Consider the following 15,557-nt stretch of genomic DNA (forward strand, 5'->3'; position numbering starts at 1 on the left):
CCCGCGACGCCCAACCCATCATTCCACCGGACCTGCGCGAAAAGCAGCGCAGGCCGGTGAATTCAAACGTTAGGCTTATGTCCGTGCATATGCGCCAGCAAGAATATGAGGCTCTCGGCATGCAGGCTCGTTGGCTGAGCGCAGAGCATGCAAAGCATGCAAAGCATGCCTACGAATACGCCCTGAGTTTCAGCAGCACAAAGAGGTATGGGCTCAACGAAGAAACCGTCTCTGCCATTGACCGCATTGTTATCGAGAGCTACTCAGTAGCAGATCAGTGGCTAAAGAATCGTATCAATAGCGAAGGCACGATTCAGATCGTGTACAGCGACACAGAAGCTTGCGTCGTAGAAGCTGAGAAATTTCTCCAAAACTGGAAAGATCTGTTCGTCCCTAGTAGAGATGATGCCGTTGTCTTCCACAATTTAGAACGAACAGTCCTGTTTTACTGTCACGAAGAAGAGCTAGAAGTCGGGCAAAGAAACCAATGAAATTTCCGCCTAACAATTCCGTCGTAAGGGACCGCCTTGCAGGTTCCCTTCGCGGCTTCGCCGCTACGGCGTCCCCTCACGTCAAACGTTAGAGGGCAAGGTCGTGACACCGAAACCCGTTCTGGAATTGCCACCTTTCGATACGGGTCAGTACGAAAGCTGTGAGTTCAACATGGCCGGAGGCGATGCGACGCTCAAAATACTCGTTGCGGAGTCACCGGCTTTCGCAATCGCGTTTCGCCGAGTCCGCTGGCATCGTTACACGCAGCTGCACAACTGCCCTGCATCGTGGGTTCAACAAGCATATTTTCGCCTTGTCGAAATTCCGCCTCAGGAAGCCCTTGCGCAATACGTGGTGGCCGACACCTCGGCTGTAAAACCGTATGGCGAGCTTCATCACTACCGAATTTTCCTGGACGAAACTGGTTGCCATGAGGTCTTTGCTGAGGCCGCGCGTGCCCTCTAACAAGTCCGTCAACGGGACGCCAAACTGCCGCGCAGTTTGGTTCCCTCCGCTGCGCTCCGGCGCCCATTACGTCCAACGTTAGGAACAATGTGAATATCGTAATCCTTTTAGTTGTCTTGATCCTGGTAGTCTTCCTTGTCGGTGCCCTGGTGAAATCTGCTGGGTATCTTGTGAAAAGATCGAAGATCTCTTGGAAGCACAGTTTTATCTTTGCGGCGTTGCTCCTTCCCGGAACAGTGATACTCGGAGTTCTTAGGAAGATACTTCCATTGGATTTGCCAATCGTGGTCAACGTCGGAATTTCAATTCTTTTGGAAGCGCTGATGGCGAGCGCCTACCTCGGAAGTCGCGCGCTGGATCAAGATGGGAATGCGGTTGGTAGCAAGCGGGCTGCTGCTATTGGAGCAACCCTTTGTGCCTTTGGCCTGACTGCCGGAGTCATAGCGGGTGTTGCAAAATCCATTCTACATATGCCCTAGCCATTAATTCAACACGGACGCGCTGACGCGCGCCGGTTAATCGTCACGTTGGGCGGCCCATTAAGGAATCTCTGAACAAGCCTCAATAAACGAGGCGACTTGTCCGGCCGAAGCCAGATTTTTCATGATGCGACAACGAAAGTGCCAATTTCCCGCCGATTTCCGGGCTTTCGATTCCCGGTGGTGCCCTTTGGGAGCGCGGCGGGCGCACCTATCCCGCTTACGTCAGCATGGCTCGCCTCGCCAGATAAAGATTGGTCAGCCCAACCAGGGTGAAGACCTGGGCCGCGTTCTTCGCCAGGCCCTTGTAGCGCACCTTGGTATAACCGAATTGCCGCTTGATCACCCGAAAGAGATGCTCCACGCGGCTGCGGACCGAGGACATCTTGTGGTTGAACCGCTTATTCGCTTCGGTCAGCGGGTGCTTGGTAGTGGATTTCAGCGCCACGCCCCAGAAGACACCCGCCTTCCGGGCCGCCCGCTTCAGGCTGTTGTCGACGTAGCCCTTGTCCCCGAACACGGCTCGGTCATCTTCGCGCAGCAGGTTCGGCAACAGGCTCACATCGGCTTCATTGGCAGCCGTGACCGCTACGGTATGGACCAGGCCGCTGTTCACATGGGCGCCGACATGAACCTTCATGCCGAAATACCACTGGTTGCCCTTCTTGGTCTGGCGTATTTCCGGATCGCGCTGCTTCGCCTCGTTCTTGGTCGAGGGCGGAGCATGGATGATGGTGGCGTCGACCATGGTGCTGCCCTTGAGCAGCAAGCCCTTCTGTTCCAGGATGTCGTTGATGGCGTTCATGATCGCCGCCGTCAATTGATGCTTCTCCAGCAGCCGGCGGAACTTCAGAATCGTCGTCTCGTCCGGCATCGACTCGTCGAACAGGTCGAGCCGGGCGAAGGCCCGCATGCAGGCGACGTCGTAGAGGGCGTCTTCCATGCCGGGATCGGAGAGGTTGAACCACTGCTGCATGAAGTAGATGCGCAGCATGGTCTCCAGGCCCCTCGGTCGGCGCCCCTTGCCCGCCTTCGGGTAGTGCGGCTCGATCAGCGCCACAAGCGCCGGCCACGGCACCACCGTTTCCATCTCTTCCAGGAAGCGTTCGCGTTTCGTCTTCCGCTTCTTCCCGGCTTCGGCCAGCCTGGCAAAGGAGATTTGCCTCATGGGTGTCAGTGAATTCGTCTGTCGGCAATGCCGGCAATTTTACCAAGCCCAGGCTATGCTTCTGGCTTGATCAGGGATTCCCTAGCACGTTCGTCACCATGAAACTCGCAGCCATCCTTCTGCTCGTCGGCGCTGCCCTCCTCGGCTACGCATGTTCCCTTGCACCATACAAAGATGCAGCGCTCTTCACGGAACGCTACATGGCTCTATCAGATGGCCAGAGCAACGAGTATTCGGCACTCCGAGATGAAATGCTCACGCCAAAGTATCAACTCCAGGATTACGGTGGCACCTTGGTTGGACTATCGATCAGTGTTCTCCTTGTTTTCCGTCACGGTTGGCGACAACTCAAGTCGCCTAAATCCCGCGCCGGATTCTTTGGGCTCGCCGTCGCTGCACCATTGCTAACGGTCAGCGCCTACGTCTTCGATCTATTGCAGGGGTATGCCAGAGGCGAATTTCCTTACTGGGCAGACTCAATGGCCATTCCATTGATGGGCGTACCTGCTCTGCTTATGATCTTGCTGGTTTGGTCTGGCGCGCACCTGGCGTTTCTTCGCCGCCCTCACCGTGCCGAACTGCTGTCTCGCGCATGGTCGCGACAAGCCAATTGGTGGTTGTTGGCTGTCGCCGTGGTAGCCGCAGTGTTTGTGGCGCTATCCGCTGCCACCGGCCAGTACTGGTATGCCATTCCTGGCTCCCTCTGGTTCTACTTCTACATTTCGCTAGCCGCTTCCCGCCGCTTGGCCCATGACGCAGAGCATGAAGCGAAACCTGGAACTACGTAAAAACCAATCCATGTGCTCCGAGGAATTTTCATCGACCTGTCAGGGCTTTTGTACGTGGAAACGGTGATTGATCTATTCAACGCCATCAGGGGTGAGTTCCCAAGCATTTACGAACAGGCTGATGAATTTCACGTCCGTCTTTTTGGCGACGTTGATCCAGAGTTCGCTTATTCGTGGTTTGAAAGCTTGGCGAATGCACTCAACGCAGAAATGAGTAGAGAGGCTGAGGCTCGCATCCATGCTCCGCTCTTCAACTACGTCAGCAGCTTGTTTGCGACCGCGAGTCCGTCCGTTCGCAATTGCATCGACGTTGCATTTGTCGAGAACTTGTTTTGGCAGATTCCACACGTCAAATGTGCGCCATATTGGCGACAACTCCCATCGCCCCTTCAAAGACTCTACCTTGACTTCCATCACCGCGAGCCTTAACGAACTCATCAATGGGACGCAAAAACGCCACGCTGCAGAACTCGGAATTTGGACGGCAAGATCATGATCTCCAATACATTCGAACAAAACGGTTACCTCATGACCTCACCATTGCTGAGTGAGCACGATTGCCAAACGCTCGAAACCAACGTGGCCTCGATTGCAATCTCCATGGCCGGTAGCCGCTCCCTGCTTGAAGCAGATTGGTGCTGTTCGCTGGCAGGTGATCTCAAGAACCACTCGTCTCTTTCGCCCTTTCTGCCCCAGGATTGTGTGGCCGTGCAGTGCACCTTTTTCGAGAAATCAGTTGATCGAAACTGGCTGGTATCGCTTCATCAGGATTTGAGCATTCCGGTTGCCGAGAGAATCGATCACCCGGCCCTCACGGGCTGGTCCGAGAAAGAGGGGAATATCTTCGTGCAACCGCCCGCAGAGGTCTTGCGGGAAATTGTTGCTGTTCGCTTGCACGTTGATGAGTGCTCTTCCAATGATGGGCCGCTCAAAGTCGTGCCAGGCTCCCACACCCATGGGCGAACCAGCCACGACACCGCCCTCGCCCTGCGCGATACCCTCGGCGAGGTAGTCTGCCCCGTTGCCCGCGGCGGGGCTTTGCTCATGAGTCCGTTGCTGCTGCACTCTTCCTCAAAGGCCACAGGTCAAAGCCGGCGCAGGGTTCTGCATTTTCTGTTCGCCCCTCGTTCATTGCCCTTCGGGCTGCGGTGGTGCAATGCCGTCTAATCAGCGGATCGGTGATCAAGGAGACAAGTGACGCAGTGCATAGCCGAATTTGAATGGACGCCGAATAATTCCAAAAACATATCCATTCAAGCTTTATTGCACTCATGAACGACAGACAGTTCGATGCCCTGGTCGGCAGACTGGAGGGGCAGGCCCAGCAGAGTCCCGGCCTCTACAAGCTCAAGGTATTGCTGCTCGCCACGCTGGGTAATGCCTACATTGCCGTGATGCTGCTGGCGATCGTCGCGGTGTTGGTGGGGCTGTGCGCTTACATCATGGTGCTCAAGGCCATCGGCGTGAAGCTGATCATCATCGCCGGGTTCTTTCTGTGGATGGTGCTCAAGGCGCTATGGGTCAAGATCGAACCTCCCAGGGGTACGCCGGTCGATGCGGCGCAGGCGCCCGAGCTGTTTGCCATGGTGAATGGATTGCGCCGGCAGTTGGGCGCCCCGCCCTTCCATCACGTGCTGATCACCGACGATTTCAATGCCGGGGTTGTGCAGTCGCCGCGCCTGGGCGTCTTCGGTTGGTCACGCAACTACCTCCTGCTCGGCCTGCCCTTGATGAAGACGCTGACGCCCGACCAGTTCAAGGCCGTGCTCGCCCACGAGTTCGGCCATCTGGCCAAGGGACACGGACGCGTGTCGAACTGGATCTACCGCCAGCGCTTGCGCTGGAGCCGCCTGCTGCATGCGCTGGACGCCGACGACAGTTGGGGCAGCCTCCTGTTCAAGCCCTTCCTGAAGTGGTTTGCCCCCTTCTTCAGCGCCTATACCTTTCCGATGGCGCGGGCCAACGAGTATCAGGCGGATGCCACTGCGGCAAAGCTCACCTCTTCACGGACAGCGGCTGAGGCACTCACGAGCGTCAATGTGGTGGGCAGTTTCCTCGCAGAAAAGTACTGGCCCGGGATTCACCGACACGCCGACGAGCATCCGCAACCCAGCTTTGCACCGTATTCCGGAATGGACCACGGAGTCTCCACCGAACTCGACGAGGCGTCGGCCAAAGCGTGGCTGGAGCGGGCCATGGTTCAGCAGACGGGCTCTGCCGATACACACCCGGCACTGACCGACCGCCTCAACGCCCTGGGAGAATCCCCACGCCTGCAACTGCCGCATGCGGGGCACACCGCGGACCGGCTGCTGGGCAGCATGCTGGAGATCGTGACGGAGAACTTCGACCAGCGCTGGCGGGACGCTGTTGCGCCATCCTGGGAGGAACGCCATCGGGAAGTGCAGGACGGTCGCCGTCAACTGGCCGAACTCGATGCCCGTGCCGACGCAGGCGCCGAGCTGACTGTGCAGGAGGCCTATGATCGCGCGAACCTCACCGAGACCATTGGCCACAACCCCGATGACGCGCTGACCCAGTTTCAGGCCCTGCACGAACGCGTGCCGGACGATGCATTGGTCTGCTTCTCCCTCGGCGCCCGCCTCCTGAGCCGGAACGATGCCAGTGGCTGCGCGTTGATCGAGCACGTCATGCATCTGGATGAAAACGCAACCGCAGACTGCTGCGAGTTGCTGCGTGACTACCACTGGCGCAATGACCGCCAGGACGAAGCCCATGCGTGGCATCAACGTCTGGTCGAACGCGTCACCCTGCAGGAGGCCGCCGCCAAGGAACGCAATGGGGTCGCGATCGGCGACCGCTTCGAACGCCACGGCCTTGCCGAAGATGATCTGACCGCCCTGCGCAACGCGCTACGAAACATCCCGGGCCTTCGCAAGGCCTACCTGGTCAGGAAACGGGTCAAACACCTCCCGCATTCCCCTTGCTTCGTCTTCGGCTTCAAGACGTCCCGGTGGTATCAACTTGACAATGAGCGCCGGGCCAGAGAGGTCTTGCGGCTAATCCAGGAGTCCGTCAGCTTCCCCGGAGAGACGATCCTCATCAACCTCGAAGGCAATAACAGCCGGTTCGGCCGCAAATTCAGCTGGATGCGTGGAGCACGGTTCCTGTGATGCAGCAGCGCTGCCTGATGATCTGCCACGAGGTGAAATCATGATGATTGCCATACGTCGCCTGGCCGCTCTTGCGTTTGCGCTGGCCGTCTCGACCTCGACCTGGTCCGCTGACTTGACGGGACAGTGGGACTTGAAAATCGAAGATAAAGACCACCGCGTCATCACCACGCTTGTCATCGAATTTACAAACGAGACGGCGCGGTCCTGCATCGCCGGAGGCTGGCGACGTGTAAACGTCGTGTCCGCCAGCACGAAGGATGCGGATTTCTATCCTGTGTCGGATCCACAGTCCTTTCGCATCAAGGACGGCCAGCTGACGATCGGACGCAACCAGATATGCGACAACTATCTGAGGCTGCAAGGCCCTCTGAATGGCGAATCGGCTCGTGGCGACTATTACGGCTTTAGCATCGGCGGCTCATGGCCGCTGGGCTTCTTCACGCTGGACAGGAGAGGAGCTGCCAAGTGACATCCTCCTCCGTCCTCACAGTACTCAGGCAATGTCAGCCTTCAAGATCATGCGAGCGACATTGCACCATCTCCATGGTGCCCAACCCATAATGAAACGACTGCTTCTCCTCGCCGCATTAACGCCTTTGCTTACCGCCTGCGTCGGTGCTGGGGTGATCTCAAGTCAGACAGAAACACCAAAGCGCGCAACGCTGGCGAAGAGTCGCGGCAACATCATCCTTCTGGCGCCCAATACAAGTGCCCCTACCACGGACAAGACTGCCGTAAGGAAAGGCTGGGGCGAGCCTGATCGCATCGAACCCCGCGGTGAGTTGGAGCGTTGGATCTACAACAAGGATGTGGCCTGGACCGGCGTGCTTCTATTTGCCGTGATCGTACCTATTCCACTGCTCGTTCCGGTTGGACATGACCACTTGGCGATCGACTTCCGCAACGATGTTCTTGTGAACATCGAGGCAAGGGGTCAAGGGAGCAGGCTGGCGTTTTGTGCCATGCCACTTCTTATTCCGCATGCAAACGGCTGTGAAGCTGGAAAGTATCCTGAAGACGATCAAATTGACAGGAGCTTCATCGACAAAGACGGAATCCCGCTCGTTGAAATCGATCCCAAGCACTGATGGGATTTCGGCCATTTTAGCTGGGCTTGGTGAAGCCTCGCCAATTTGCGGCCCCCTGCTCAAATTCAACATTGTCCTCATGAACCGAGAGAACCATCATGCGCAAGGTAGTCATCCTTTTTTTGGCCCTTCCAGTTCTCATCACAGGCTGCACCACATTAATCACACTCAGCGAAGCCGAGACAAAGAACAAGATTTACTCCGGCACAATAAGACAAGCTGACCTGAAATGCGGCCACGGCACTTGTTTTGACTTTCCATTTTCGCTGATTGCCGACACCGCACTATTACCTGTGACAATCCCTTGGACAGTCTTCAATCTGGCAAGTGGCGATACAACGTCAAACAGAGAAGGCAGGAATAACATAGCCACACTTCCTTTGGAAAAATGATTGACACCCGGGCCAACTCATAACTCCACACAACCTGTTGAGACAATCCCTGCCAACTCTTAATTCATATCACACTTAGAAAATGGAAAACAAATTTGTCAAATATAACGGAATGGCGGTAATTGAAGGCTGGCCCGAGAAAGTTGAGTCTGCGCAAAGGGAAACCACCTACATTATTGGTCGCAAAAACTATCCCAGAGTTGCGTACGGCAGCGAAGAAGAGGACTGGGGAGCTGACAACGGACCTTGTCATGACTGTGCAGTTATTAAAGGTCAATTACATGTCCCAGGTTGTGACGTTGAGCGTTGCCCCGTTTGTGGCGGCCAGGCCATGTGCTGTGACTGCGAATACGAGGGCGATGAATGAACCTCCTGAGATTACATGCCGTCCTGAATTGCTTGAGAGTCTGGAACGCGTATCCGGACTTTAGCAGGCGTCGGTCGAATCCAGGATTCCGGCCAATCATCCCTGCGGCCAGTGAAGAAACAGGCCGTTTCGGCGAAGCTCGATCGGCTGTACGCCGATGGCGGCCGACCGTCGATTCCGCCGGAGCGGTTGCTCACGGCGCAATTGCTGATCGCATTTTACTCGGTGCGCTCGGATCGGCAGTTCTGCGAACAGCTCGATTACAACCTGCTGTTTCGCTGGCTCCTCAATCTGCCCCTGGAGTCTGGCGGTCCAACATCCGGATCAAAATGCTTCCCACTGGTTGAGGCGATGTCCTGCATGGGCCGCGCCATCGTAAGCTCCTGACCGAATCCATTCACTCTCATGAGGAAATTTCCCGAGATGGACATTCCACGGATATTCAACATCGCTGAGAGCGCTCACCGCATCCATAACCCGATCACACCCGAAAAGCTTGCCACGCTCGGTGCAGCCTTGCATCTGGAGTCAGGGGCTCGAGTGCTTGACCTCGGCAGTGGTTCGGGGGAGATGCTGTGCACTTGGGCGCGCGATCACGGCATTGTCGGCACTGGCATCGACATGAGTGTGCTGTTCACAGAGCAAGCGAAACACCGTGCGGTCGAACTCGGTGTCGCCGATAAGCTCAAGTTCATCCATGGCGATGCCGCCGGCTATGTGTCTGAGGAGAAGGTCAGCGTGGCTGCCTGTGTCGGTGCCACCTGGATCGCCGGGGGCGTTGTCGGCACCCTTGAGCTTCTGGCGCGGAGCCTGCGCACCGGAGGAGTCATCCTCATCGGCGAGCCCTATTGGCGGTATTTGCCGCCGACGGAAGACGTCGCCAAGGGGTGTCTTGCCAACTCGATCTCTGACTTTCTGATGCTCCCCGAACTCCTCGCGTCTTTTGGCCGTCTTGGCTACGACGTCGTTGAAATGGTTCTGGCAGACCAAGATGGCTGGGACAGGTACGAGGCCGCCAAGTGGCTCACCATGCGCCGATGGCTTGACGCCAATCCCGGCGACGAGCTTACAAATGAGGTTCGGGCCAAACTGACATCGGAACCCGAACGCTACACAACTTATACGCGCGAATTCCTGGGCTGGGGTGTGTTCGCGCTGATGCCACGATAAGACACGATAAAGAGTGGCGAGGGCAAGCTGAAACGGTTGCACCGCGTGCTTGTCAATCAAGCTCATCCCGCAAGAGGCGCCAGGACACACTATGTCAACATTCGGAAAACAAGCCCTCCTCGTAGGTGGTTTGTTCAACGCGACAACTGCATTGGTGCACCTCGCCTGCATCGCCTTCGGTTTCTGGCTTGTGTCGTCTGGTATTCGTCTTGTCATTGGGCTCGTGCACGCCTACGGCGTCATGGCGCTATGGTCCGCACAGTGAGGCTTGACCCTCACGCCACGTAAGCCCTCAGCCTTGTCGCACGCATGAACCGGAGAGCATTCGATGTTGCTTAAAGTGGGCGATCTCGCCAGGCGTTGCGGGCTGACGGTCCGGACGCTGCATCACTACGACGCCATCGGCCTGCTTGCTCCGTCTGCGCGCTCCGAGGCCGGTTATCGCTTGTATGACCGGGACGACATTGCCAGGCTGCATCAGATCCAGGCCTTGCGTCGTTTCGGCCTGTCCCTGGCCGACATCGGGGCTGTACTGGCAAGGCCCGACTCGTCGCTTGCGTCCATCGTGCGGCAGCAGATCGACATGCTCGACAAGCAGATCGAGCAGGCGATGGAGCTGCGTGATCGTCTGTCCCGCTTGCAGGGCCAGTTGCTGCGGGGCGATGAGCCGGAGCTTGCCGAATGGCTGACAACGCTGGAAAGGATGACCATGTACGACAAGTATTTTTCGCAGGACGAACTCGCCCGGCTGCCCCTCTATCAGGGTGGCACAACGGCGGAGATGGAATGGCGGGCCTTGGTGGATGAGGTGCGTGCCCTGATGGAGCGCGGGCTCACGCCGCAGAGTGAAGAAGCACAGGCGGTGTCGAAGCGCTGGATGGCGAGGGTCGAGCGCGATACGGACCGGGATCCGCGTCTGCTGGCCAAGCTGAACGCGATGCATCTCAAGGAGCCTTCGGTGCAGGCCCAGACCGGCATCACGCCGGACGTGCTGGCCTTTGTGCTGCAGGCCAACGCGGAGACGAAGCTGCGCATCTACGCCAAGTATCTGTCGCCCGAAGAGTTCGCCTTCATGCGCGAGCATTACGGCCAGCACACTTACGAGTGGCCCGAGCTGATCGGGGCGCTGCGCGAGCACCTGGAGCAAGGCAGCGCGCCCGACGCCCCGGCAGTGCAGCAGCTGGCCCTGCGCTGGCTGTCCTTGTTCCGCTCCTACGCAGGTGACAACCCGGAAACTCACGCCAGGATCCGCCTGGCCCATGAGAAGGAGCCGGAGCTGATGGCAGGTAGTCTGATCGACGCGGCGCTGTTGGGCTTCGTGAAGGACGCCGTCGCGCATCTCAAACCGCGCTGAGTAGCGTGTGCGCAGGCCATCCGCAGCGCGGATGTGCCTGTCACAGGCCCTATACAGCAGGCGAAGCGCGGTGCCTGTGGTATTTTTGCGGCCTTCGTCGCGCCAAGCCCGGCGCGCGCAACTCCGGCGGCCCCTGCGCCGCCTGCCGCAACACACAGCACCATGAACGAAACTCCGGATCTTTTCGATTCCCTTCTGCCGGAGGCCAACGAGCCGCCGGCACCGCCGCCGCCCCCCGCGGCCCCCTTGCAGGGCAGCGACGACGCCCTGCCCCTCGATCAATATGCCGAGCGTGCTTACCTCGCCTACGCGATGAGCGTGGTGAAGGCCCGCGCGCTGCCGCAGGTCGAAGATGGCCTCAAACCGGTGCAGCGCCGCATCCTGTTCGCGATGAACGAGATGCGCCTGTCGCCGGCTTCCAAGCACGTGAAGTCGGCCCGCGTGGTCGGCGACGTGATCGGTAAGTACCACCCCCATGGCGACAGCAGCGTCTACGACGCGATGGTGCGGGTGGCCCAGGATTTCTCGCTGCGCTATCCGCTGGTGGATGGCCAGGGCAACTTCGGCTCCCGCGACGGCGATTCCGCAGCGGCGATGCGGTATACCGAATGCCGCCTGACGCCGATTGCCGAGCTGCTGCTGTCGGAGATCGACCGCGGCACGGTGGATTTCCGCCCCAACTACGACGGCGCGTTTGAAGAACCGCAGCTGCTGCCAGCCCGCCTGCCCTTCGTGCTGCTCAACGGCGCGTCCGGCATTGCGGTCGGCATGGCCACCGAGATTCCGTCCCACAACCTGCGGGAAGTGGCCGACGCGGCGATCCACGCCATCGAGCATCCCGCCGCGAACGTGGCCGACCTGATGCAGCACATCAAGGGCCCGGACTTCCCCGGCGGCGGCCAGCTCATCTCGCCGGCGGCAGACATCCGTCAGGCTTACGAGACGGGCCGCGGCAGCCTCAAGCTGCGTGCGCGCTGGGTGATCGAGGATCTGGCCCGCGGCCAGTGGCAGCTGGTCGTCACCGAGCTGCCGCCGGGCGTGTCGGCGCAGAAGGTGTTGTTCGAGATCGAGACGCTGACCAACCCACAGCCCAAGACCGGCAAGAAGTCCATCGACGCCGACCAGGCCCAGCTCAAGGCGCTGATGCTCGGCGCCCTCGACCGGGTGCGCGACGAGTCGGGCAAGGATGCGCCGGTGCGTCTGGTCTTCGAGCCGAAGAGCCGCAACCAGGACGTGGCCGAATTCTCCAACCTGCTGCTGTCCCACACCAGCCTGGAAACCTCCGCCTCGATCAACCTGGTAATGATCGGCCTGGACGGCCGGCCGGGGCAGAAGAACCTGGCCGACATCCTGCACGAGTGGGGCCGCTTCCGCGTCACCACGGTGCGCCGCCGCTCGGTGCATCGCCTCGGCCAGGTGAACGACCGCATCCACATCCTGGAAGGCCGCCACATCGTCTTCCTGAACATCGACGAGGTGATCCGCATCATCCGCGAGTCGGACGAGCCAAAGCCGGCACTGATCGCCCGCTTCGATCTGTCCGACCGTCAGGCCGAGGACATCCTGGAAATCCGCCTGCGCCAGCTGGCCCGCCTCGAAGGCATCAAGATCGAGCGCGAGCTGGCCGAGCTGCGCGGCGAGAAATCCGAGCTGGAAGCCCTGCTCGCCGACGAGCACAAGCTGCGCAAGCTGGTCATCAAGGAAATCCGCGCCGACGCCGCCAAGTACGGCGACGCGCGCCGCACGCTGGTGGAAGAAGCGGCCCGCGCCGGCGTGACGCAAACGGTGCTCGACGAACCGGTGACGGTGATCGTCTCCGAAAAGGGCTGGGTGCGCTGCCGCAACGGCCACGGCGTGGATCTGGCCAACGTCAGCTTCAAGGACGGCGACCGCCTCGGCGCAGCCTTCGAGTGCCGCAGCGTGGATGCGCTGATCGCCATCACCGATGGCGGCCGCGCATTGACGGTGGCGGTGTCGACGCTGCCCGACGGGCGCGGCAACGGCTCGCCGCTGGCGTCGCTGATCGAACTGCCCACCGGCAGCAAGATCGCCCACGTGCTGGCCGGCCCGGCCGACAAGCGCGTGCTGCTGGCCAGCACCGACGGCTACGGCTTCATGTGCCGCCTCGCCGACATGACCGCCACCAAGCGCGCCGGCAAGCAGTTCGTGACGATAGACGACAAGGCCAAGCTGCTGGCACCGGTGCTCTTCGACGATGCCGCCGATCTGCACCTGGCTGCGCTGTCGTCGGACGACCACCTGCTGATCTTCGGCCTCGACCAGATGAAGGAGCTGTCCGGCGGCGGCCGCGGCGTCATCATCATGGGCATCAACGACGGCCAGACGCTGGCCTCTGTCTGCGTGGCGGGCCAGTCGATCACGCTGCTCGCCAGCACGCGCGGCGGCAAGGCGGTGGAAAGCACGCTGCCGAAGAAGGAATGGGAGAACTGGATCGGCAAGCGCGCCCGCAAGGGCAAGCAGGCGCCGGGACGCTCCCAGGCCAGCGCGCTGCGTGGCGACTGATTAGGTACTGACTCACACCGCCCCGCCCTGGGGCGGTGTTCATTTGGGATGGCGCCTGAGGAGGCTTGTCCTTACAGGAGCTTCAGGGCACTCAGCAGGCTTTGGCGGTTGATCGGCTTGATCAGCAGTTCGTCGAAGCCCGCGGCGAGAATTTCGTTGCGCTCGCTGGGCAACGCGTGGGCCGTATAGGCCACGATCAGCAACCCTGCCCAGGCCGGCTCCTTGCGCAGCTTTGCGCACACCTCCATGCCGCTGACGCCCGGCATGCTGATATCCAGCAGCACCGCGTCCACCGGATTGGCCTGCAGCAAAGCCGGTACAGCCTCTCCATTGTCCAGCTCGAACACCTCACACCCCGCCTGCTTCAGCAACACGCTGGGCAGCATGCGGTTGATTTTCTGGTCATCGACGATCAGGACTTTCATTGGCTCACATCTGCTCCGGCATCGGATGGCTCACGAGGGGCAAGCGAATAACGAATTCGCTGCCTTCCTCCACGCGGGACACAAGACTCACGTCTCCTCCCATCAGTGTAACCAGTTCCTGCACCAAGGCCAGCCCGAGGCCGGTACCCTGGTGGCGCCGGGTCAGGAAGCCATCCACCTGGCGGAAGCGTTCAAACACGTGGGGCAGCATCTCTTCAGGAATACCGCAGCCCGTATCCGTGACCGCGATGCGCAGCATGTCCCCATCGCGGCCCACCTGTACGCCAACGCTTCCCCGGTCGGTGAACTTGATCGCGTTGTGCAACAGGTTGTTGAGTATCTGTGCCAGCCGGGTCCCATCGCAGACGAAATCGGCGGGTGCATCGGTGGCGATTTCGAGGCGCAGTTCGAGCCCCTTCTCCTCGGCCGACGGGTAATGGGTACGTACGATGCGCTCGAAGAGCGGCTGCAGCGCCTCCTGACGCAGGTCCAGTTCCATCTTGCCGGATTCGATCTTGGCCAGGTCGAGGATGGAGTTGACCAGATCCAGCAGGTGATGGCTGCTGTCGAGAATGATCCCGGCGAACTCCTTGTTGGTGTCCTCCAAGGTGTCACGCAGGAACTCGGCGTAACCCATGATGCCGTTCAGCGGCGTGCGCAACTCGTGGGACATGGACGCCAGGAACTCGGACTTCATGCGGTTGGCCGCTTCGGCCTTGACCTGGCTTTCGCGCAAGGCGTCGGAGATGCGGTGCTGACGGTTGAGCAGATGGATCGACAGGCCGCCGAACAGCAGGACCACCAGGGTCATCCCTCCCGCGTAGATCATGTAGCCGCGGCGGCGCTCGTGGAACTCGGCCAGCGCCTCCTCTTCGTCCACACCGACGGCCACGGCCAGCGGATATTCCTTGAGCGCACGATAGCTGTAGAAGCGCTTGACGCCGTCCGCGACGCTGGTGGTGCGGTAGCTACCGCTCGCGGCCTTGTCCCACACCGTCATCAGCGGACTGCCGCTGAGGTTCTGGCCGACATCGTTGTTGTCACCCACACGCCGTGCCCGGACGATACCGTCACGCCCCACCAGCGACACCACGCCGTTGTGGCCCAGATCGACGCCGCTGTAGAAATCAGAGAAATAGTAAGGATCGACGGAGATCACCACGACGCCGCCGAAGCTGCCGTCCGGCTTGTTGATGCGCCGCGTCATCTGGATCGACCACTTGCCCGACGCCCGCCCCAGCACCGGCTTGCTGATGAACAGCTGGTTGGTGTCCTTCTCCTTATGGACGCGGAAGTGCTCCCGGTCCGACAAATCCATGACCTTGTGGTCGGGCAGATTGCTGAGGATGTACATGCCGTGTTCGTCGATCACCCCCAGCTGGTTGAAGATGCTGCTGATGATCATCCCTTCCCGCACATACTCTGCGATGTTCACCTTGTCGCCGTATTTCTCGTACTGGAACTTCAGGAAGAGCACCGCCTGATCGACGCTCTTGATCGTGCGGATGGTGTGTTCCTCGAAGGCTCGCGCGAGGTTCAGGTTTTCCGTATTCACGGAACGGATGACCAGTTTTTCTTCGGCCGCAGCCTTGTAGAGGACGGCCCCCCAGATAAGTCCGAGCAGGGCCAGGACGAGAATCAGGATGGGCGCAAACAGGCGCACACGACGGCCGGCAGTAAGCGGAGCGTAGGAAGAAGGCATCGAATCG

General features: G+C 59.8%; 17 protein-coding genes and 1 pseudogene. 15 read left to right on the forward strand and 3 right to left on the reverse strand.

Annotation, left to right across the window (positions count from 1 at the left end; all coding sequences use genetic code 11):
- Positions 1-83 precede the first annotated feature (83 nt).
- From AC1PQG_RS13955 to AC1PQG_RS13965, 3 genes are all read left to right on the forward strand, one after another.
- On the forward strand, positions 84-491 hold the full coding sequence (locus AC1PQG_RS13955) for a hypothetical protein (protein WP_481118449.1): 408 nt from the start codon (positions 84-86) through the stop codon (positions 489-491).
- 103 nt (positions 492-594) lie between these two features.
- Complete coding sequence (locus tag AC1PQG_RS13960) at positions 595-957, forward strand: hypothetical protein (RefSeq protein ID WP_481118450.1); 363 nt, start codon at positions 595-597, stop codon at positions 955-957.
- An 89-nt stretch (positions 958-1,046) separates the two neighbouring features.
- Entirely contained in the window at positions 1,047-1,436 is a 390-nt protein-coding gene (locus tag AC1PQG_RS13965) for a hypothetical protein (protein ID WP_481118451.1), read from the forward strand.
- Positions 1,437-1,656: 220 nt separating this feature from the next.
- Here the strand turns inward: AC1PQG_RS13965 and AC1PQG_RS13970 are convergent, their stop codons facing one another.
- The gene (locus tag AC1PQG_RS13970; protein WP_481118452.1) at positions 1,657-2,604 is read right to left on the reverse strand and encodes an IS5 family transposase; all 948 of its coding nucleotides are present in this window, start codon (positions 2,602-2,604) and stop codon (positions 1,657-1,659) included.
- A gap of 98 nt (positions 2,605-2,702) precedes the next feature.
- On the opposite strand from AC1PQG_RS13970, the gene AC1PQG_RS13975 reads away from it, so the two are divergent.
- The 12 genes and pseudogenes from AC1PQG_RS13975 to parC all read left to right on the forward strand — a co-directional run bounded on the left by AC1PQG_RS13975 (position 2,703) and on the right by parC (position 13,423).
- Positions 2,703-3,392, forward strand: coding sequence for a hypothetical protein (locus AC1PQG_RS13975; protein ID WP_481118453.1), 690 nt, complete (start codon positions 2,703-2,705; stop codon positions 3,390-3,392).
- A gap of 63 nt (positions 3,393-3,455) precedes the next feature.
- On the forward strand, positions 3,456-3,821 hold the full coding sequence (locus AC1PQG_RS13980) for a DUF7674 family protein (protein ID WP_481123008.1): 366 nt from the start codon (positions 3,456-3,458) through the stop codon (positions 3,819-3,821).
- Positions 3,822-3,869: 48 nt separating this feature from the next.
- A complete protein-coding gene (locus tag AC1PQG_RS13985; RefSeq protein ID WP_481118454.1) occupies positions 3,870-4,559 on the forward strand; it encodes a phytanoyl-CoA dioxygenase family protein in 690 nt (229 codons plus the stop codon).
- A gap of 104 nt (positions 4,560-4,663) precedes the next feature.
- Positions 4,664-6,526 (forward strand): M48 family metalloprotease, encoded by a 1,863-nt coding sequence (locus AC1PQG_RS13990; protein ID WP_481118455.1) that lies wholly within the window; start codon positions 4,664-4,666, stop codon positions 6,524-6,526.
- Between the two features lie 40 nt (positions 6,527-6,566).
- On the forward strand, positions 6,567-6,998 hold the full coding sequence (locus tag AC1PQG_RS13995; RefSeq protein ID WP_481118456.1) for a hypothetical protein: 432 nt from the start codon (positions 6,567-6,569) through the stop codon (positions 6,996-6,998).
- A 91-nt stretch (positions 6,999-7,089) separates the two neighbouring features.
- Positions 7,090-7,617 (forward strand): hypothetical protein, encoded by a 528-nt coding sequence (locus AC1PQG_RS14000; RefSeq protein ID WP_481118457.1) that lies wholly within the window; start codon positions 7,090-7,092, stop codon positions 7,615-7,617.
- A gap of 98 nt (positions 7,618-7,715) precedes the next feature.
- Positions 7,716-8,009, forward strand: coding sequence for a YceK/YidQ family lipoprotein (locus tag AC1PQG_RS14005; RefSeq protein ID WP_481118458.1), 294 nt, complete (start codon positions 7,716-7,718; stop codon positions 8,007-8,009).
- 82 nt (positions 8,010-8,091) lie between these two features.
- On the forward strand, positions 8,092-8,376 hold the full coding sequence (locus tag AC1PQG_RS14010) for a hypothetical protein (RefSeq protein ID WP_481118459.1): 285 nt from the start codon (positions 8,092-8,094) through the stop codon (positions 8,374-8,376).
- A gap of 85 nt (positions 8,377-8,461) precedes the next feature.
- Positions 8,462-8,679 (forward strand): annotated as a pseudogene (locus AC1PQG_RS14015) (transposase); the annotation flags it as partial.
- Positions 8,680-8,799: 120 nt separating this feature from the next.
- On the forward strand, positions 8,800-9,546 hold the full coding sequence (locus AC1PQG_RS14020; protein ID WP_481118460.1) for an SAM-dependent methyltransferase: 747 nt from the start codon (positions 8,800-8,802) through the stop codon (positions 9,544-9,546).
- A gap of 328 nt (positions 9,547-9,874) precedes the next feature.
- Positions 9,875-10,900, forward strand: a complete 1,026-nt coding sequence (locus AC1PQG_RS14025; RefSeq protein ID WP_481118461.1) for a MerR family transcriptional regulator — start codon at positions 9,875-9,877, stop codon at positions 10,898-10,900.
- A 162-nt stretch (positions 10,901-11,062) separates the two neighbouring features.
- Entirely contained in the window at positions 11,063-13,423 is a 2,361-nt protein-coding gene (gene parC / locus AC1PQG_RS14030; protein WP_481118462.1) for a DNA topoisomerase IV subunit A, read from the forward strand.
- A 71-nt stretch (positions 13,424-13,494) separates the two neighbouring features.
- Here parC and AC1PQG_RS14035 read toward each other — a convergent pair whose 3' ends face one another.
- Both AC1PQG_RS14035 and AC1PQG_RS14040 read right to left on the reverse strand, forming a co-directional pair.
- Positions 13,495-13,848 carry a response regulator gene (locus tag AC1PQG_RS14035; protein ID WP_481118463.1) on the reverse strand — a complete coding sequence of 118 codons (354 nt, stop codon included), beginning with the start codon at positions 13,846-13,848 and terminating at the stop codon, positions 13,495-13,497.
- A gap of 4 nt (positions 13,849-13,852) precedes the next feature.
- Positions 13,853-15,550, reverse strand: a complete 1,698-nt coding sequence (locus AC1PQG_RS14040; RefSeq protein WP_481118464.1) for a sensor histidine kinase — start codon at positions 15,548-15,550, stop codon at positions 13,853-13,855.
- Positions 15,551-15,557 lie beyond the last annotated feature (7 nt).

Source organism: Zoogloea sp. GDB6 (genome assembly GCF_056724105.1).

What these genes read in the sequence shown, in the direction of transcription:
- AC1PQG_RS14035 (WP_481118463.1), bottom strand. Translation starts at nt 13,848, where the DNA reads ATGAAAGTCCTGATCGTCGATGACCAGAAAATCAACCGCATGCTGCCC.
- AC1PQG_RS14000 (WP_481118457.1), top strand. Translation starts at nt 7,090, where the DNA reads ATGAAACGACTGCTTCTCCTCGCCGCATTAACGCCTTTGCTTACCGCC.
- AC1PQG_RS14025 (WP_481118461.1), top strand. Translation starts at nt 9,875, where the DNA reads ATGTTGCTTAAAGTGGGCGATCTCGCCAGGCGTTGCGGGCTGACGGTC.
- AC1PQG_RS14020 (WP_481118460.1), top strand. Translation starts at nt 8,800, where the DNA reads ATGGACATTCCACGGATATTCAACATCGCTGAGAGCGCTCACCGCATC.
- AC1PQG_RS13975 (WP_481118453.1), top strand. Translation starts at nt 2,703, where the DNA reads ATGAAACTCGCAGCCATCCTTCTGCTCGTCGGCGCTGCCCTCCTCGGC.
- AC1PQG_RS14005 (WP_481118458.1), top strand. Translation starts at nt 7,716, where the DNA reads ATGCGCAAGGTAGTCATCCTTTTTTTGGCCCTTCCAGTTCTCATCACA.
- AC1PQG_RS13970 (WP_481118452.1), bottom strand. Translation starts at nt 2,604, where the DNA reads ATGAGGCAAATCTCCTTTGCCAGGCTGGCCGAAGCCGGGAAGAAGCGG.
- AC1PQG_RS13990 (WP_481118455.1), top strand. Translation starts at nt 4,664, where the DNA reads ATGAACGACAGACAGTTCGATGCCCTGGTCGGCAGACTGGAGGGGCAG.
- AC1PQG_RS13995 (WP_481118456.1), top strand. Translation starts at nt 6,567, where the DNA reads ATGATGATTGCCATACGTCGCCTGGCCGCTCTTGCGTTTGCGCTGGCC.
- parC (WP_481118462.1), top strand. Translation starts at nt 11,063, where the DNA reads ATGAACGAAACTCCGGATCTTTTCGATTCCCTTCTGCCGGAGGCCAAC.
- AC1PQG_RS14010 (WP_481118459.1), top strand. Translation starts at nt 8,092, where the DNA reads ATGGAAAACAAATTTGTCAAATATAACGGAATGGCGGTAATTGAAGGC.
- AC1PQG_RS14040 (WP_481118464.1), bottom strand. Translation starts at nt 15,550, where the DNA reads ATGCCTTCTTCCTACGCTCCGCTTACTGCCGGCCGTCGTGTGCGCCTG.